15 protein-coding genes and 1 tRNA gene are annotated in these 16,924 nt (G+C 66.5%); 7 read left to right on the top strand and 9 right to left on the bottom strand.

Annotated features, from left to right (window positions below):
- Complete coding sequence (locus AC3WTE_RS24600) at window positions 1–1,200, top strand: winged helix DNA-binding domain-containing protein (protein WP_492441704.1); 1,200 nt, start codon at window positions 1–3, stop codon at window positions 1,198–1,200.
- Here the strand turns inward: AC3WTE_RS24600 and AC3WTE_RS24595 are convergent.
- Entirely contained in the window at window positions 1,197–2,054 is an 858-nt protein-coding gene (locus AC3WTE_RS24595; RefSeq protein ID WP_492441703.1) for an LLM class flavin-dependent oxidoreductase, read from the bottom strand. The two genes, AC3WTE_RS24600 and AC3WTE_RS24595, sit on opposite strands and share 4 nt — an antisense overlap.
- A 130-nt stretch (window positions 2,055–2,184) precedes the next feature.
- On the opposite strand from AC3WTE_RS24595, the gene AC3WTE_RS24590 reads away from it, so the two are divergent.
- A complete protein-coding gene (locus AC3WTE_RS24590; RefSeq protein ID WP_492441701.1) occupies window positions 2,185–3,165 on the top strand; it encodes an Lrp/AsnC family transcriptional regulator in 981 nt (326 codons plus the stop codon).
- Here the strand turns inward: AC3WTE_RS24590 and uvrA are convergent.
- Window positions 3,162–6,065: an excinuclease ABC subunit UvrA gene (gene uvrA, locus AC3WTE_RS24585; RefSeq protein WP_492441699.1), complete on the bottom strand. Its 2,904-nt coding sequence runs from the start codon at window positions 6,063–6,065 to the stop codon at window positions 3,162–3,164. The two genes, AC3WTE_RS24590 and uvrA, sit on opposite strands and share 4 nt — an antisense overlap.
- 86 nt (window positions 6,066–6,151) lie before the next feature.
- On the opposite strand from uvrA, the gene AC3WTE_RS24580 reads away from it, so the two are divergent.
- Window positions 6,152–6,826, top strand: coding sequence for an MBL fold metallo-hydrolase (locus AC3WTE_RS24580; RefSeq protein ID WP_492441697.1), 675 nt, complete (start codon window positions 6,152–6,154; stop codon window positions 6,824–6,826).
- 12 nt (window positions 6,827–6,838) lie between these two features.
- On the opposite strand, the gene AC3WTE_RS24575 is transcribed toward AC3WTE_RS24580, so the two are convergent.
- From AC3WTE_RS24575 to AC3WTE_RS24565, 3 genes are all read right to left on the bottom strand, one after another.
- Window positions 6,839–7,630 (bottom strand): MarP family serine protease, encoded by a 792-nt coding sequence (locus AC3WTE_RS24575; protein WP_492441695.1) that lies wholly within the window; start codon window positions 7,628–7,630, stop codon window positions 6,839–6,841.
- 72 nt (window positions 7,631–7,702) lie between these two features.
- Window positions 7,703–8,146, bottom strand: a complete 444-nt coding sequence (locus AC3WTE_RS24570) for a universal stress protein (RefSeq protein WP_459365631.1) — start codon at window positions 8,144–8,146, stop codon at window positions 7,703–7,705.
- A 240-nt stretch (window positions 8,147–8,386) separates the two neighbouring features.
- Window positions 8,387–9,262, bottom strand: a complete 876-nt coding sequence (locus tag AC3WTE_RS24565; protein ID WP_492441693.1) for an acyl-CoA thioesterase — start codon at window positions 9,260–9,262, stop codon at window positions 8,387–8,389.
- A gap of 401 nt (window positions 9,263–9,663) precedes the next feature.
- Between AC3WTE_RS24565 and AC3WTE_RS24560 the strand changes: the two genes are divergently transcribed.
- On the top strand, window positions 9,664–9,828 hold the full coding sequence (locus tag AC3WTE_RS24560) for a hypothetical protein (RefSeq protein WP_492441692.1): 165 nt from the start codon (window positions 9,664–9,666) through the stop codon (window positions 9,826–9,828).
- 125 nt (window positions 9,829–9,953) lie between these two features.
- Here the strand turns inward: AC3WTE_RS24560 and AC3WTE_RS24555 are convergent.
- Window positions 9,954–10,027 (bottom strand) — tRNA-Cys (locus AC3WTE_RS24555).
- A gap of 60 nt (window positions 10,028–10,087) precedes the next feature.
- Window positions 10,088–10,858 carry a DUF899 domain-containing protein gene (locus AC3WTE_RS24550; protein WP_492441690.1) on the bottom strand — a complete coding sequence of 257 codons (771 nt, stop codon included), beginning with the start codon at window positions 10,856–10,858 and terminating at the stop codon, window positions 10,088–10,090.
- A gap of 87 nt (window positions 10,859–10,945) precedes the next feature.
- Between AC3WTE_RS24550 and AC3WTE_RS24545 the strand changes: the two genes are divergently transcribed.
- Window positions 10,946–11,677, top strand: a complete 732-nt coding sequence (locus AC3WTE_RS24545) for an MgtC/SapB family protein (RefSeq protein WP_492441688.1) — start codon at window positions 10,946–10,948, stop codon at window positions 11,675–11,677.
- Between the two features lie 66 nt (window positions 11,678–11,743).
- Window positions 11,744–12,721, top strand: coding sequence for an acyl-ACP desaturase (locus tag AC3WTE_RS24540; protein WP_492441686.1), 978 nt, complete (start codon window positions 11,744–11,746; stop codon window positions 12,719–12,721).
- Here AC3WTE_RS24540 and AC3WTE_RS24535 read toward each other — a convergent pair.
- Window positions 12,718–14,133: an MFS transporter gene (locus AC3WTE_RS24535; protein WP_492441792.1), complete on the bottom strand. Its 1,416-nt coding sequence runs from the start codon at window positions 14,131–14,133 to the stop codon at window positions 12,718–12,720. The two genes, AC3WTE_RS24540 and AC3WTE_RS24535, sit on opposite strands and share 4 nt — an antisense overlap.
- Before the next feature lie 54 nt (window positions 14,134–14,187).
- Window positions 14,188–16,347, bottom strand: coding sequence for an excinuclease ABC subunit UvrB (gene uvrB, locus AC3WTE_RS24530; protein ID WP_492441684.1), 2,160 nt, complete (start codon window positions 16,345–16,347; stop codon window positions 14,188–14,190).
- A gap of 68 nt (window positions 16,348–16,415) precedes the next feature.
- On the opposite strand from uvrB, the gene AC3WTE_RS24525 reads away from it, so the two are divergent.
- Window positions 16,416–16,922 (top strand): ribonuclease FAU-1 family protein, encoded by a 507-nt coding sequence (locus AC3WTE_RS24525; RefSeq protein WP_492441790.1) that lies wholly within the window; start codon window positions 16,416–16,418, stop codon window positions 16,920–16,922.
- Window positions 16,923–16,924 lie beyond the last annotated feature (2 nt).

Here is a 16,924-nt window from a genome sequence, read left to right as displayed (position 1 = left end):
TTGCGCACCTTCAGCATCGCCGAGCGGCGTAACCGCTTGGCGCAACGGCACTTCCTCAACGGTGAGGCGTCGAGCCTGGACGAAGTGACCCGGTCCCTCGTCGGGCTGCACGGCACCGACCCCGCCACGCCGTACCTGTCACTGTGGGCGCGGCTGCCCGGTTTCACCGTCACGGATCTGGACAGCGCCCTCTACCGCGACCGCAGTCTGGTCAAACACATGGCCATGCGCCGGACGCTGTGGGTCGTGCACACGGCGGACCTGCCCGCGGTGCAGGCCGCGGCCAGCGATCGGGTGGCGGCCACCGAGCGCAAACGGCTGATCGGGGACGTCGAGAAATCGGGTATCGCGGCCGATGGCGAGGTCTGGCTGGAGCGCGCGTCCGCCGCGGTCCGCGGGCACTTGGAAGCGGGTTTGGTGGCCGGCACCGCTGCGCTGCGAGCTGCCTTGCCCGAGCTGGCGGGCAGCCGAGATCCGGCGCCCGGGAAAACCTGGGGCGGAAGTACGCCCATTGCGCCGCGGGTCATGACCGTGCTGTCCGCACAGGGCCATGTACTGCGCGGCCCCAACGACGGCATGTGGACGACGGCGCGCCCGCTGTGGAGCGCGGCGGCGCACTGGTTACCTGAACCGGCCGCTGCCCTGGACCCTGACGCCGCCCGCGCCGTCCTGTTGCGCACCTGGCTGCGCACCTTCGGCCCCGCCACTGCCACCGACATCAAGTGGTGGTTCGGTCACACCCTGACGTGGGCCCGTGAGGGGTTGCGCTCGATCGAGGCCGCCGAAGTCGCGCTGGAAGGGTCCGACGACACCGGGTTCGTCCTGCCGGACGATCTCGACGCCACTCCCCCGGTTTCCCCCTGGGGTGCACTGCTGCCCGGCCTCGACCCGACCGTCATGGGCTGGCAGGCCCGATCCTGGTACCTCGGCCCACACGCCGGGCAGCTGTTCGACCGCTCCGGCAACGCCGGGCCCACGATCTGGTGGGACGGCCGCCTCGTCGGCGCCTGGGGTCAGGACGTCGACGGTCGGGTGCAGCTGGAGTACGTAGAGGACGTCGGCGCGTCAGCGCGGAAGGCGCTGCAGCGCAAGGCCTCCGAGCTGACGGACTGGCTCGATGGGGTACGGGTCAAGCCGCGGTTTCCCTCGCCACTCGCACAGGTTCTGTCACGAGAAGCGCCTGATAGGAACGCGCGCTAGAGAATCGCGTCGGCCAGGCGGTCCAGCTGTTCGACGGCCGCGCCGGTCGGATGGAACAGCAGCCGGTCGAAACCGAGTTCGCGATACCGGCGCACCGTTTGGCGGGCGTCCTCCGCGGAACAGACCATGTCGTCGACGTTCACCTGCGCGTACTCCGGAGCGAAGCCGTAGTAGCGAGCCAGGTGATCCCGCCCCGCCGCGACGGCATCAGCCGGCCCGAGGCCGAAGTTCACCGATGCCTGCAGGTACGGGCGGCCGGTTCGCTCCGCGGCCTGCCAGCCGGCGCGGATCTGCTCGGCCAGTTCTGACTGGGCGTCGTAATGGCGCACAGCACCGGCTGCCCACCCGTCGCCGACGGTGATGACCCGCCGCACCGTGGCCGCCGACCGTCCGCCGAACAGCAGCGGAATACTTACGGGCGCAGGGCATAACGCAGCGCCCTCGGCGACCGGATCGCCGGCCCACAGCCGACGCATCCGCTCGACCTGCTCGTCAAGAATCCGGCCACGCCCTGCGAAATCCGAGCCGGCACTGGCGTAGTCGGCAGGCCGATTGCCGACGCCGAGGCCGACGACCAGCCGGCCACCGCACATCTGATCCACGCCGGCGAGCTGTTTGGCGAGCGGAACAACCGGATACAACGGCGCCAGAAGAACATTGGTCACCAATGTCAGTCCTTCGGTCGCACCGGCGGCCGCCGCGAGGGTGGTCAGCGGGTCGATTCCCGGGTACAGCATCCTGTCGATCGCGGTGACCGATTCGAACCCGCGCTGTTCGGCGCGGCGGGCCCAACCGATCACGGTCGCACCGGAGACCCCGGCGATGTGGTTTGGCAGACCGATTCCCAGTTCCATCATGCATCCTTCGGTTGACGTCACCTGACCGGACTCCAGCTTCGACAACACGACGAAATTCGACAACAAATTTGGGTCTGAGCGTCAAAAACAGGCATCTGACGCCGCTACTCGGTAGATTTTCCTCACTATGGAGGCAGTAGACCGTCATATTCTGCACGCATTGCAAGTGGCACCGCGAGCATCCTTTCGGCACATCGCCGAAGTCATCGGCGTCGGTGAGCAGACCGTGGCGCGCCGCTACCGAGCCCTGCGACGCGACGGAGTGCTCCGTGTAGTCGGCGTGGTGAACCCGCGGGTCTACGGCGAATGCCAGTGGATAGTCCGCGTCCGCGCCAAGCCCGCTGATCTCCCTCGGCTCGCCGAGGCGCTGGTCCGCCGGCCAGACGTCACGCACGTCAACGCGTTGTCGGGTGGCACCGAACTGGTCTGCGTTGCCCGCGCCCCGATCGGTGATGCCGGCGACGGACTGCTACAGCGACTGCCGCGTACATCGGCGGTCCTCGACATGCGAATCGAATTGGTACTCAACGTGTTCGGCTCAGTAGCCGGAGGGCACTGGACCGGCTACGGGCATGCGTTGGCCCCCGACCAGATCGCCAGGCTGCGACCACTCGAACCTGCCCGCCCAGAGCAGCCGGCCGCGCCAACGGCCGATGACCGACCACTGCTGGACGCACTTGCCGACGACGGTCGAATCGCCGACAGTGCACTGGCGGCACTCACCGGCTGGTCACCGGCCCGGGTCAAACGCCGCCTGGCCGCGCTGGTGGCGTCCGACACCCTGGCCTACGACCTCGACGTGTTGCCGGAGCGCCTGGGATTCACGCTGAACGCGATGATCTGGATTTCCACGATGCCGCGACACCTCGCGTCGGTGGCCGAACGGATCACGTGCCATGACGAGATCGCCTCGGTCGCCGCAGTCAGCGGCCCCGCCAACCTGATGGCCGTGGTGATCTGCCGCGACGAACGACATCTCTACCGCTATCTCGCCGAGCAGTTGGCCACGGTCGATCACATCCAGGCGTTCGACGTCAGCATTCGCGGCGGCCGCCTCAAGCAGGTCGGCTCACTGATCTCACACGGCCGGTTGATCGGCACCGGCTAGAGCGCCGCCTTGCGGCGTCGCTTCGCGGGCGCGGCAGGCAGCACGGGAGTCGGCAACAACTCGGCCAAAAACTGCCCGGTGTAGCTGTCGGGGTCGGCCGCGACGTCCTCCGGTGTGCCGGACACCACGACCGTGCCGCCACCGGCGCCGCCTTCCGGTCCCATGTCCACGATCCAGTCCGACGTCTTGATCACGTCGAGGTTGTGCTCGATGACGATGACCGTGTTGCCCTTGTCGACCAGACCGTTGATCACCTTGAGCAGCTTGCGGATGTCCTCGAAATGCAGGCCCGTGGTCGGCTCGTCGAGGATGTACACGGTGCGCCCGGTGGACCGCTTCTGCAGTTCGGCGGCGAGCTTGACGCGCTGCGCCTCACCGCCGGACAGCGTCGGCGCGGGCTGGCCCAGCCGGACGTAGCCCAGACCGACGTCGACGAGCGTCTTGAGGTACCGGTGGATCGAGCTGATGGGCTCGAAGAACTCGGTGGCCTCCTCGATGGGCATGTCGAGGACCTCCGAGATGGTCTTGCCCTTGTAGTGCACCTCCAGGGTCTCCCGGTTGTAGCGGGCGCCCTGGCACACCTCGCACGGCACGTACACATCCGGCAGGAAGTTCATCTCGATCTTGATGGTGCCGTCACCCGAACATGCCTCGCAGCGGCCACCTTTCACGTTGAACGAGAACCGGCCCGGCTGGTAGCCGCGGACCTTGGCCTCGGTCGTCGCCGCGAACAGGGTGCGGATCTTGTCGAACACGCCGGTGTAGGTCGCGGGGTTGGACCGCGGGGTGCGACCGATCGGTGACTGGTCGACGCGCACCAGCTTGTCCAGCTGGTCGAGCCCGTTGATCCGGGTGTGCCGGCCCGGCACCTGCCGGGCGCCGTTGAGCTTGTTGGCCATGACGGTCGCGAGGATGTCGTTGACCAACGTCGACTTGCCCGAACCCGAGACACCGGTGACCGACGTCAGCACACCCAACGGGAACGCCACGTCGACCTCTTTGAGGTTGTGCTCACGCGCGCCGACCACCGTGATCTGCCGCTTACGGTCGACGGGCCGGCGGATGGCCGGCACCTCGATCTGCTCGCGGCCCGAAAGGTAGGCACCGGTAAGCGATCTGGTGTTCTTCAGCAGCTCCTTGTAGGTGCCGCTGTGCACGATCTGGCCACCGTGCTCGCCGGCCGCCGGACCGATGTCGACGACCCAGTCGGCGTGCGCGATGGTGTCGAGGTCGTGCTCGACCACGATCAGCGTGTTGCCGAGGTCGCGCAGCCGGACCAGGGTGTCGATGAGGCGGCGGTTGTCCCGCTGGTGCAAACCGATGGACGGCTCGTCGAGCACGTAGAGCACACCGACCAGACCCGAACCGATCTGGGTGGCGAGCCGAATACGTTGCGCCTCACCACCGGACAGTGTGCCCGCGGCCCGAGACAGCGTCAGGTAGTCGAGACCGACGTCGAGCAGGAAGCCCAGCCGTGATTGAACCTCTTTGAGCACCTGGCCGGCGATGGCCTGCTCGCGCGAGCCGAGGGTCAGTGCGTTCAGGAACGCCGAGCAGTCGGCGATGGACAGATCACACACCTGCGCAATGGATTTCGCATCGTCGTCGGCGGAGAGGGTGACGGCCAGGATTTCGGGCTTGAGCCGCGTGCCGGCGCACTCGGGGCACGGGATGTCCCGCATGAAGCCCTCGTAGCGCTCCTTCATCTGCTCGGACTCCGTCTGCTCCATGCGGCGCTGCAGGAACGCCAGCACGCCTTCGAAGTCGGCGTAGTAGGAACGGGTACGGCCGTACCGGTTCTTGTACCGGACGTGCACCTGGTGGTCGGAGCCTTCCAGGATCGCCTTGCGCGCCTTGGCCGGAAGTTTCTTCCATGGGGTGTCGATGTCGAAGCCCAGCTCTTCACCGAGGCCGGCCATCATGCGGGTGAAGTAGTCGGAGTTGTGGCCCATGGACCACGGCGCGACGGCGCCCTCGGCGAGCGTCAGCTCCGGGTCCGGCACGACCAGCTCGGGGTCGACTTCCTTCTTGATGCCCAGACCGGTGCACTCCGGGCAGGCGCCGTACGGGGAGTTGAACGAAAATGACCGGGGCTCAAGGTCGTCGACGGCCAGCGGGTGCGCGTTGGGGCAGGCCAGCTTCTCGGAGAAGCGCTGCTCGCGCTGCGGGTGGTTGTCGTCGCGGTCGACGAACTCGAGCACCACGATGCCGTCGGCCAGACCCAGCGCGGTCTCGACCGAGTCGGTGAGCCGCTGCTTGGCACTGGCCTTGACGGTGAGGCGGTCGACGACCACCTCGATGTCGTGCTTCTCCTGCTTCTTGAGCTTCGGTGGATCGGTCAGCGAGTGCACGACGCCGTCGACCCGGACGCGGCTGTAACCCTGGCCGTTGAGCTTGTCGAAGAGGTCGACGAACTCGCCCTTGCGGGTACGGACGACGGGAGCCAGCACCTGGAAGCGGATGCCCTCATCCATGGCGAGCACCTGATCGACGATCTGCTGCGGCGTCTGCCGGGCGATGCGCTCCCCACACACCGGGCAGTGCGGCGTGCCGGCGCGCGCGTAGAGCAGACGCAGATAGTCGTAGACCTCGGTGATGGTGCCGACGGTCGACCGCGGATTGCGGTTGGTCGACTTCTGGTCGATGGACACCGCCGGTGACAGGCCTTCGATGAAGTCCACGTCCGGCTTGTCCATCTGGCCCAGGAACTGGCGGGCGTAAGCCGATAGCGACTCGACGTAGCGGCGCTGCCCCTCGGCGAAGATGGTGTCGAACGCCAGCGAGCTCTTACCCGAACCCGACAGGCCCGTGAACACGATCAACGAGTCTCTGGGCAGGTCAAGGTCGATTCCCCGCAGGTTGTGCTCGCGCGCACCTTTGACGATCAGACGGTCCGACACACGTATCCCTTCACCAGTCTGGGCAATCCAGACACCACAGCGCCATGCTATGTGTCCCCACCGACAAGTCCGGATACGGTGGCGTCATGATCGTCGTCAATGACACGTACACCGGCCATGTCGCGGCGGGCACCGCGGCACGTCGCACGCTGCCCGCCGCGACGATCGTCAAGGCATCCGTCGGACCGATGGACAACAACGTGTACCTCATCACTTGTTCCGCGACCGGAAAGACGCTGCTCATCGACGCCGCGAACGACGGACCGGCGCTCGTCGAGCTGATCAGGTCACAGGCACCGAACGTCGAACTCATCGTCACCAGCCACCAGCATTTCGACCACTGGCAGGCCCTGGCCGAAGTGGCAGAAGCCACAGGTGCACCCACCGCCGCGCATGCCCTGGACGCCGAGCCGCTGCCGGTCAAACCCGACCGGATCCTGGCCGACGGCGACACCATCACCATCGGTGAGCTGACTTTTGATGTCATCCACCTGCAGGGGCACACCGAGGGCTCGGTGGCGCTGGCGCTGCGCGGCGCCGACGGTGAGGTCACCCACCTGTTCACCGGCGACTGCCTGTTTCCGGGCGGGGTCGGCAAGACCTGGCAAGAGGGCGACTTCGAGCGGCTGCTCGGCGACGTCACCCGCAAGGTCTTCGACGTCTACCCCGACTCGACGATCATCTACCCCGGGCACGGCGACGACACCACACTCGGCGCCGAACGGCCGCACCTCGAGGAGTGGCGCGCGCGCGGCTGGTAGCCGCTGGAGCGGTCAGCCCACGCACTGACCCGTCGGGACGGGCTGGGTGTTGCCGACCAGCGCCAACTGGGGTCCGACTTCCTTCGCGGTCAACGCGAAACTCGTGTCGGGATCGTCCTGCGCCGCCCCGAAGATCACACCGCGCACGCGGCCGTCCAGATCGATCACCGGACCGCCTGAATTGCCTTGCTGCACAGCACCTCTGAGGGCATACACCTCGCGGGTCACGGTGCCGGTCCGAAAGATGTCCGGTCCCTGTAGCTCGATGATCTGGCGGATGCGCAGCGGTTTGGCCTCGTACGCGCCCCCATGCGGGAACCCGAGGGCCGCGGCGTCGGCGCCACTGACCGCAGGCGCCTCGGAGAACATCAACGGGGCCGTCGGCAGGTCCGGGACCGCGAGGATCGAAATGTCCATGTTCGGGTCGAACGACACCACTTGGCCGTCGTACTTGGTGCCGTTCACCTCGACCGAGACCGCGTCGGTTCCCGCGACGCCGTGCGCCGTCGTCATGACCCGCTTGGGTCCCACCACAAACCCGGTGCCCTCCAACCGCTTTCGGCAGCTGTGGGCGACGCCGTGGACCCGCACCACACTCGCCTGCGCCGCGACCACCGCGGGGTGCTGCGCCACGCTCGGGTCCGGCGGGGCTACGGCTGGAATCGTCGAAGCGGTCTCGGACGATTGCGCGGAGGTCGTAACCGGTGCGGCAGTCCGATCGTTCGCACCACAGCCGGCGACCAGTGTTGCGACGGTCAGCGACAACGCCGTCCACGACGTCAGGACGAGACTTCTTCGGGCCATGCCTGGAAACTTTACGGGCACGAAAAACACTGAAGCCCCGGCAGTACGCCGGGGCCTCAGGGAAATCCGAACTTACGAGGTGTGGACGATCAGCACGTCGATCTTGGCTCGGCGGGCCACGTTCGCCGGGACAGAGCCGAGCAGACGGCCTGCGATGGTGCTCAGACCGACGTTACCGACGACCAGCAGGTCGGCATTGGTGCTCTCCGCCAGGTCGACGAGCGCGTCGACGGGAGCACCGACGATGGCCTTCTCCTCCACCTGGGTGGCCCCGGCTGCCTCGGCACGGTCGCGGGCTTCACGCAGGATCGCGTAGATCGGCGCATCGCCGTGCACCTTGTAGCCCTCGTCCTTCAGGACGTCGGCCGCACGCTGATCATCGGCGTGCGGGAAGTAGGCGGTTGCCACGACCAACTTCGCGTTGGCCCCCGCGGCGATCTGGGCAGCGCGCTCCACAGCACGCAGTGACGAATCCGATCCGTCCGTACCGACGACCACGGTCTGGTAGCCGCTCATCAATGGCCTCCCGTTATCCAGGTTTGTGCATCCGGCGTACCTGCCGGCGTCACCGCAGACAGTAGCCGCTGAAGTGCGGCCGGTGGTGCGGTTTCACCACACGAGTTCGCCGGGGACACCGTCAAAAATGTGTTTTACCGGCACCGATGTTAGCGGCAGCCACCGCAACGGTCTTGCTAATGGTGACGAAACGGTCGGGTGTTTCGTCCAGTGAGCGGGACCGCTTCAGGCCCGAGATCGTTAGCCACGACCGAAATACAGCTCCTGTGTGGCGACGCACACCAACTGTCCGGCGCGGTTGTACATCGTCCCGCTCGCAAGGCCGCGGCCGCCGATACCGCTCGGCGAGGTCTGATCGGACAGCACCCAATCGCTCAGATCGACCGGCCGGTGGAACCACAGTGCATGGTCGATCAGCGCCGAAAAAGTGTGGGCCGGCAGCGCACCGCGCGGGATCATCGCCGCCTCCAGCATGGTGGTGCCGGTCAGATACGCGAGCAGTCCAGCGTGCAATGCCGGGTCGTCCGGGATGGCATCGGCCGGCCGCCACCACATCCGCAGATGCGGCGCCGGGTCCGGTGCGTCCTTGCCCAGCCGATCCTTGGCCAGCCGCGGGTGCGGGTCGATGTACCGCAGTTCGAACGGTTGGTCACGGACCCAGAACCCGCCGGACTCCTCGGCGTAGCCGGCGAGCTGCTCCGCCATGGTCGGGACCGAAAGCGGTTCGGGCACATCGGGAATGACGTTCTGGTAATCGAGCGCGTCGACCGGGGTGCTGAAAGACGCCAACGCCTCCAGCAGAACCTCGCCGTCCTGACGGGCGGTGATGCGGCGGGTGGCGAGCGTGCCACCGTCGCGCGCGGCGTCGACCTGGACCTCGACCGGATGCCGGGCGTCACCAGCGCGCAGGTAGTAGACGTGCAGGCTGTGTGCGCTACGCCCCGGCGCGGTCCGGCTCGCCGCCACCAGCACCTGACCGGCGAGGTGGCCGCCGGCGATGTGGTGGCTGGGGTTGTCGAGCTGGGTGGCCACGAAGTGGTGGTCATCGGTCTGATCCACCAGCAGCGTGCTGACGAGATCAGACAGGGTCGGCGAACTGTACGTCACCTGAGGCATCTTGCCTGAGGCGTTTACGGACCCGTTTGATCGGTGGTGCCGATGGCCTCGGCGAGTGCGCTCACTTCCCGCGGGTTCTCCGCAATCCTCGTCGAATACTGTTGCGGCGCGGCAGATCCACCTGGCTCACGCTTAGCAGGCGGGCCGACCAAAAACGGATGGTGCACGTCTTCCGCCGCCGACACCTGTGATCGAAACGGGGATCAGCGGCTCCATGCTGGCTTCTCAACACCGAAGTTGCCACCGCTGACCACCTCGCGCGCGGAGGAATACAGGCAACCATGCCAGTCTCCGTCGCTAGGAGGAGCGTACCCCTGTTGCTGATCGCTACACCCCACGTCAGAACCTTGTCGAGCGCAGATGATGTGATGCTGAATCGGCACGGGACGGGAGCTCGTGTCGTGGGAGCCGAAGCTGAAGTCGCAGGCGGAATTTCATTCGAATTATCGCGGTTGGCGCGCACCTCACAGAGCCAACGGGTCATGGACCTCGATTCTGAGCGGCTGCTGCTCGAGGTGACTCATGGCGGCGTGACGCTGGTCGTCAACCAACGTATTCACCCATGACGTCGAGGAGACCGCGCATAGGGCGTCCTCATGGAACGGTTCGACGTCCCGTGGGCGCGGCCTTCAGCAGACAAACGCTGACCTGGAAGCTCGACAGGTGGTGGCACCTGCCGAGCTTCCAGTATTGGAGCGAGTGACGGGATTCGAACCCGTGTGAACGGCTTTGCAGGCCGGTGCCTAGCCACTCAGCCACACCCGCACTGATCACCACGGTGCCAGTCGAGCGTCCGCCCGCCCAGGGTTCTGATCGCGGTGATTGCTACCCCTCGCAGCAGTCACCCACGGGTCGGCCCACCACCGCGCCGCCCTGCGGCCAGCCGGCCGGCGACTCTTCCCACGGCTCCTGACGGCCGTAAGGGGTCAGATCGAGGAACGGGTACCCGACCGCGGAATGGTCGAGCCCGCGCGCATATGCCGAGTACGTATGGAACACCTCGTCGCCGCGGCGGAGGAAAACGCTTGCGCCGGGCCAGTCTCCGCGTAGGTCGTCGTCGGTCCAGCCGTCGGCGTGCAGCTCGTCGAGCGACTTGTAGTTGTATTCGACGGGCGCCCGTGCCGGGTCGAGCGTCACATGAAAGTCGTAGGTGAAGTCCCCGTCGCGCGACGAGTACCACGGAAACGTCCAGCCGTGCCGGTCTCGGTATCGGGCGATGCTCTCGTACGGCGCCCGGGACACGCATGCGAACGTGACCCCCTTGCCGTGCAACAGCTTTCGATCCCCTTCGGTGAACGTCAGATCCGCCGCGGCGGTGCAGCTCGGACAGCCGGCATCGATCGCATCGAGCCACATGAAGTGGTGGATGTAGAGCTGCGTGCGACCCTCGAACATGTCGAGCAACCTGACTGCGCCGTCGGCGCCGTCGAACACGTAGTCCTTCTCGACCTTCACCATCGGCAGCCGGCGACGCTCGGCGTTGACCGCGTCGCGCAGATGCGTCGCCTCGCGTTCCCGGGCCAGGAGCTTCGTGCGAGCCCGGACCCACTCCTCCCGCGAAACGACGTCGGGATAGGCGGCTGGTTGCGCAGTCATGACATCACCCCTAATCGGAAATCGGCCTTCTGAAAGACAGACTTCGACTGCCGCCAAAACTGATCGGAGCGCGTTAGTTTGTCCTTCATGGAGTGGCTGGCAGATCCCGTCTTTTTCGGCGGACCCGGGCAGGGCTCGCGACAGATCATCGAACTGGCGGTCGCGTTCGGCCTTACCGCGCTCATCGGCCTGGAACGCGAAATCCAGGGCAAGAGTGCCGGTCTGCGCACCCAGACCATCGTCGGCACCGCTGCCGCGCTGATCATGCTGGTGAGCAAGTACGGCTTCGGCGACGTGCTGACCCCGGGACTGGTGATCGTCGACCCGTCGCGTGTCGCGGCTCAGATCGTCTCCGGCATCGGCTTTCTCGGCGCGGGCATCATCATCGTGCGCCGGGGTTCGGTGCACGGGCTGACCACTGCGGCCTCGGTGTGGGAGTCAGCGGCGATCGGCATGGCCGCCGGGGCCGGACTGCTCCTGCTGGCCACCGTGATGACCGGGATGCACCTGCTGATCATCGTCGGGTTCATGCCGCTGGCCCGACGGCTGGCGTCGCGCCTGGGAGCGACCATCCGGCTCCACATCACCTACGCCGATGACCGTGGTGTGCTACGGGACGTGTTGCAGGCGTGCGGTCGACGTGACTGGCAAATCACCGACCTCGAGACTGACCCGCCGGGCGAACCTCTCGAAGCACCGCCCGGTCACGTCGGTGTCCAGCTGACGCTCGGCGGCTCCGGAGTCATGCGGGCGGCGTCTGTGCTGGCCCAGGTCGAGGGCGTCACCGGGGTCAGACAACTCGTAGAAGATCCCGACTGACGGGTGGTGTGACGCAATCGTCAGTTCCCGTTCCTGTACGTTCCCCAAAACGAGATGGGACGGACAATGCGCGACCTGACAGATGCTGAATATCTAGCCGAGCTGGAGCCAGCAGCCGCCGACGCGCTCAACCAGCATCTGTCGAGATCCGTCCACTGGTATCCCCATGACTATGTGCCCTGGGGCAACGGGAAGAACTTCGTGGCGTCAGGCGGCCAGGACTGGGACCCGGAACAGTCTCAGCTGAGTGAACTCGCCAAGGCAGCGATGATCACCAACCTGCTTACCGAGGACAACCTGCCGTCGTACCACCGCGAGGCCATGACCCATTTGTCGCTCGACAGCGCGTGGGGCACGTGGGTCAACCGCTGGACCGCAGAAGAGAACCGGCACGGCATCGCCCTGCGCGACTATCTGGTGGTGAACCGCGGGGTGGACCCGGTGGCGCTGGAGCAGGCCCGAATGGAGCACGTAACCAACGGGTTTGCACCGACCGCCGAAGAGGAGGACGCCATCGGCGCCGGGGTGCTGATGGCCATCGTGTATCCGACGTTCCAGGAATTGGCCACCAGGGTCAGTCATCGCAACACCGGCAAGGTGTGCCACGACCCGGTGGCCGACCGTCTGCTGCAACGGGTGGCGGCCGATGAGAACCTACACATGATCTTCTACCGCCAGATGAGTGCAGCCGCACTCGATCTGGCGCCGGACCAGACCCTGCATTCGATTGCCTCGGTGATCGAAAAGTTCCGGATGCCTGGCACCGGCATGCCGAACTTCCGCCGCTATGGCGTCTTGATGGCCAAGCACGGCATTTACGATCTGCGCCAGCACCTGGAGGAAGTCGTCCTACCGCCGCTGCGCCAGTGGAAGATCTTCGATCGAACCGATTTCACCGCCCGCGGCGAAAAGCGCCGCGAGGAACTGGCCGCCTATCTGGAGACGATGGAGAAGCAAGCCAGCAGGTTCGAGGAACAACGCGACCGGCTGCTGGCACGGGAAGCCGTTCGACGCGAAGAGCCTCAACCCACCGTGGTCGGCTAGCCCGCGCTGGCATCGGAGGGCTGCCGGCTCCCCCGACTGGCCCGGTACGACGCCACACAGCCCAGCGCGGCAAGCCCGGCGAAGACCGCGAACAACCAACTGGCGCCGACCGCGTCGGGCCGATCCACCGTGTTGACGACGATGCCGGCCAGCCCGGCACCGAAAGCTCCGCAGATCAGCTGCACGGTGTTGATAGCGGCCGCGGCAACCGTGCCCTGCGCGGGATCGTCGACCCGGCCCATCGCCCACACTGATAAGTGCGGCCATGCCATGCCGACGCCGACGCCGGTCACCAATAGCGAGAACGCCCAGACCGCCACGGCAGTCGCTGAGGCGCCGTCGACCTGGCTGGCTGCCGCCGCACCCCAGCCGATCGCCATCACCAGCGGCGCCACCGCCACGATGCGCACCACCCGGGCGGGCGAGGTGACCGAGGCACTGGCGATCTCGCTCACCGTCCAGCCGAAACTCAGCGCGACGGCGAGGAAGCCTGCGGACAACGGGACCAGGCCCGCCAGGCGCTGCCCGTACAGCGGCACATACATGTTGGCCATCGTGACCGCCATCAACACACCCAAGGTCACGTAGATCCACTTGAACGGACCCGGCTCGTAGGCAGTCTTCGGCAACACGCTCACCGGCATCCGCCGGTCCACCACGATGAACAGGCCGACCAGGGCCACGCCCGCGGCCAACAGCACCACCATGAGCGGCACGCTGCGCTGGATGCCCGCCACGCTGATGGCCATGGCCGCAGACCCGAGAATCACCAACGACCACAGCGGAATCCGCAACGGTTCACGTTCGTGGCCGGCGGACCTGCCCGGCAGGCTCAACGGCACCAGGATCATCACCGCCACGGTGAGGATGGCCAGCGCGCCGAACGCCCAGCGCCACACGCCCAATTGGGCGAACAAGCCGCCGGACGACGGGCCGAGCAACGTCCCGACGCCCCACATCGCCGAGACCAGGGCCGACGCCTTGGGCCAAAGCGATTGCGGCAGAGCCGTATTGATCACGGCATAGCCCAGGCCCGCCAGCGTGCCGCCCGCAGCTCCCTGCACCACGCGCCCGGCGAGCATCAGTTCCATGGTCGGCGCCAGGGCACATACGACGCTACCTAGCGCAAAGACGGTGAACCCCAACAGATATGCCTGCCGTGGACCGAAGCGGGCCACCATGCCGCTGACCGTCGTCGCCGCCATCACCGATGCGACCAGGTACACCGTGGTGACCCAGGCATAGAGCCGTCCGCCGCCGATGTCGTTCACGGCACTCGGCAGGAGGCTGATGGTCAGGAATTCGTTGGTCGCGTACAGCGCAACGCCACCGGCCAGCACCGTCGACGCACCCAGATACTTGGGACCTAGGAGTTCCCGCCAGCTGCCGATCGTCACGGTTTCGGCGCGCATCTCGGTCACGCCCGCGACGCTAGGGGCGGGGCCGCGGTTGAGGTCAAGGAGCACTCATTTCAGCCCGGCCGCATCCATGCCGCGCAATTCCTTCTTCAGGTCCGCCACCTCGTCACGGATGCGGGCCGCCAGCTCGAACTGCAGATCCCGCGCCGCGTTCATCATCTGCTCGGTGAGGTCCTTGATCAGGTCCGCCAACTCGGCACGCGGCATGTTCGCGGTGTCACGGCCTTCCACGATGCCGGCGCTGACCGCCCGGCCCGGCTCGCCCTGGGCCCGCCGGCCCCGTGAGGCGTTGCGGCCCGAACCGCCGATATCGACGGTCTCGGTGTCTTCCGCCTCGCGATACACCTGGTCGAGGATGTCGGCGATCTTCTTCCGCAACGGCTGCGGATCGATGCCGTTCTCCTCGTTGTAGGCGATCTGCTTGGCGCGGCGGCGCTCGGTCTCCTCGATGGCCGCCTGCATGGAGTCGGTGATCTTGTCGGCGTACATGTGCACCTCGCCGGACACGTTGCGCGCCGCGCGGCCGATGGTCTGGATGAGGCTTCGCGTGGACCGGAGGAAGCCTTCCTTGTCGGCGTCCAGGATCGCGACCAGTGACACCTCGGGCAGGTCCAGGCCCTCGCGCAGCAAGTTGATGCCGACCAGGACGTCGTAGTCGCCCAACCGCAGCTGCCGCAGCAGCTCCACGCGGCGCAAGGTGTCCACCTCGGAGTGCAGGTACCGGACCCGGATACCGGTCTCGAGAAGGTAATCGGTGAGGTCCTCGGCCATCTTCTTGGTCAGGGTGGTCACCAGCACGCGCTCGTCGCGTTCGGTGCGCTTGCGGATTTCCCCGATGAGATCGTCGATCTGGCCCTTGGTCGGTTTGACGACGATCTCGGGGTCGACCAGGCCCGTCGGCCGGATGACCTGCTCGACGAACTCGCCGCCGGATTGCGCCATCTCATACGACCCGGGCGTCGCCGACAGATACACCGTCTGACCGATGCGATCGGCGAACTCCTCCCAGGTCAGCGGCCGGTTGTCGACGGCTGACGGCAACCGGAAGCCGAAGTCGACCAGGTTGCGCTTGCGGGACATGTCGCCCTCGTACATGGCGCCGATCTGCGGCACCGTGACATGTGACTCGTCGATGACGAGCAGGAAGTCCTCGGGGAAATAGTCCAGCAGCGTGGCGGGGGCCGAGCCGGCGGCGCGGCCGTCGATGTGGCGCGAGTAGTTCTCGATGCCGGAGCAGAATCCGACCTGCTTCATCATCTCGACGTCGTAGTTGGTGCGCATCCGCAGCCGTTGCGCCTCCAGCAGCTTGCCCTGGCCTTCCAGCTGCGCCAGCCGCTCTTCCAGTTCCTGCTCGATGGTCGAGATCGCCATGGCCATGCGTTCCGGGCCGGCCACGTAGTGAGTGGCCGGGAAGATCCGCAGCGAGTCGACCTTGCGCACCACGTCACCGGTCAGCGGGTGCAGGTAGTACAGCGCCTCGACCTCGTCACCGAAGAATTCGATGCGGACCGCCAATTCCTCGTAGGACGGAATGATCTCGACGGTGTCGCCGCGCACCCGGAACGAGCCGCGGGTGAAAGCCACGTCGTTGCGGTTGTATTGGATATCGACGAGCAGGCGCAACAATCCGTCTCGTGGCACGTCGTCGCCGACCTTCAGCTCGACGGACCGGTCCATGTACGACTGCGGGGTACCGAGGCCGTAGATGCACGACACCGACGCCACCACGACGACATCGCGACGCGACAGCAGGCTGGACGTCGCCGAGTGCCGCAGCCGCTCGACATCGTCGTTGATCGAGCTGTCCTTCTCGATGTAGGTGTCCGTCTGGGCGATGTACGCCTCGGGCTGGTAGTAGTCGTAGTACGAGACGAAGTACTCAACAGCATTGTGCGGCAACATCTCCCGCAACTCGTTGGCCAGCTGAGCGGCCAGGGTCTTGTTGGGCGCCATCACCAGCGTGGGGCGCTGTAGCCGCTCGATGAGCCACGCGGTGGTCGCCGACTTACCGGTACCGGTGGCGCCGAGCAGCACCACGTCGCGCTCCCCCGCAGTGATGCGGCGCTCGAGTTCGTCGATGGCCGCCGGCTGGTCACCCGCCGGCTCGTACTCACTGACCACTTCGAACTTGCCGCCGGCCCGCACCATGGCGTCAACCGGCCGGTATTCCGAGTGCGCGAGGACGGGGTGTTCAGTCGCGAAGGCCATGGGTACCAGGGTAGAGGCGGCCACCGACAGGCGCTGCCGGCTGCGCGTCGGGCGCGTACGCTGACGCCATCCACGCACCCAAGCACGAGACGTTCAACCTGGCCGACCGCACGAACACCGACCCCAAGGGCATCGTGCGGGCCGTCGATGCGTACCGAGTCGAGCCGTGGGGCCTCTACATGGCACGCCCCACACCTGGCCGACCGCAGTTCCACTACCTCGAGTCATGGCTGCTGCCCACCATCGGACTACGCGCCAGCATCTTCCATTTCAATCCGGGACATGAACGCGAGCAGGACTTCTATCTCGATGTCGGCCGGTTCACCGCGGGTGAACAGGTATGGACGTCGGAGGACCACTACCTGGACCTGGTCGTGCGGTCGGGCGTGGGCGTCGAACTGGAGGACGTCGACGAGCTACTGGACGCGGTACGTCACCACCTAATGAGCACCGACGACGGCGAACGCGCGATCGCTACGGCGACCACCGCGATCGACGGCCTGGCCCAGAACAAATACCAGCTGGGAGATTGGCTAGCCAGTCTCGGTATGCCACTGACCTGGCGAGACAGGTAATG

This window comes from Mycobacterium sp. FW102-FHT13B02, assembly GCF_058790275.1.
Note: the sequence above shows the minus strand (reverse complement) of the source record. Positions and strands in the feature narration are given on the sequence as shown.

Bases quoted from the DNA above. Each gene is read 5' to 3' on its own strand.
- AC3WTE_RS24535 (WP_492441792.1), bottom strand. From the start codon at position 14,133: ATGCGCGCCGAAACCGTGACGATCGGCAGCTGGCGGGAACTCCTAGGT.
- AC3WTE_RS24575 (WP_492441695.1), bottom strand. From the start codon at position 7,630: ATGGCCCGAAGAAGTCTCGTCCTGACGTCGTGGACGGCGTTGTCGCTG.
- AC3WTE_RS24565 (WP_492441693.1), bottom strand. From the start codon at position 9,262: ATGCCTCAGGTGACGTACAGTTCGCCGACCCTGTCTGATCTCGTCAGC.
- uvrB (WP_492441684.1), bottom strand. From the start codon at position 16,347: ATGGCCTTCGCGACTGAACACCCCGTCCTCGCGCACTCGGAATACCGG.
- AC3WTE_RS24545 (WP_492441688.1), top strand. From the start codon at position 10,946: ATGGAGTGGCTGGCAGATCCCGTCTTTTTCGGCGGACCCGGGCAGGGC.
- AC3WTE_RS24595 (WP_492441703.1), bottom strand. From the start codon at position 2,054: ATGGAACTGGGAATCGGTCTGCCAAACCACATCGCCGGGGTCTCCGGT.
- AC3WTE_RS24540 (WP_492441686.1), top strand. From the start codon at position 11,744: ATGCGCGACCTGACAGATGCTGAATATCTAGCCGAGCTGGAGCCAGCA.
- AC3WTE_RS24580 (WP_492441697.1), top strand. From the start codon at position 6,152: ATGATCGTCGTCAATGACACGTACACCGGCCATGTCGCGGCGGGCACC.
- AC3WTE_RS24550 (WP_492441690.1), bottom strand. From the start codon at position 10,858: ATGACTGCGCAACCAGCCGCCTATCCCGACGTCGTTTCGCGGGAGGAG.
- AC3WTE_RS24570 (WP_459365631.1), bottom strand. From the start codon at position 8,146: ATGAGCGGCTACCAGACCGTGGTCGTCGGTACGGACGGATCGGATTCG.
- AC3WTE_RS24590 (WP_492441701.1), top strand. From the start codon at position 2,185: ATGGAGGCAGTAGACCGTCATATTCTGCACGCATTGCAAGTGGCACCG.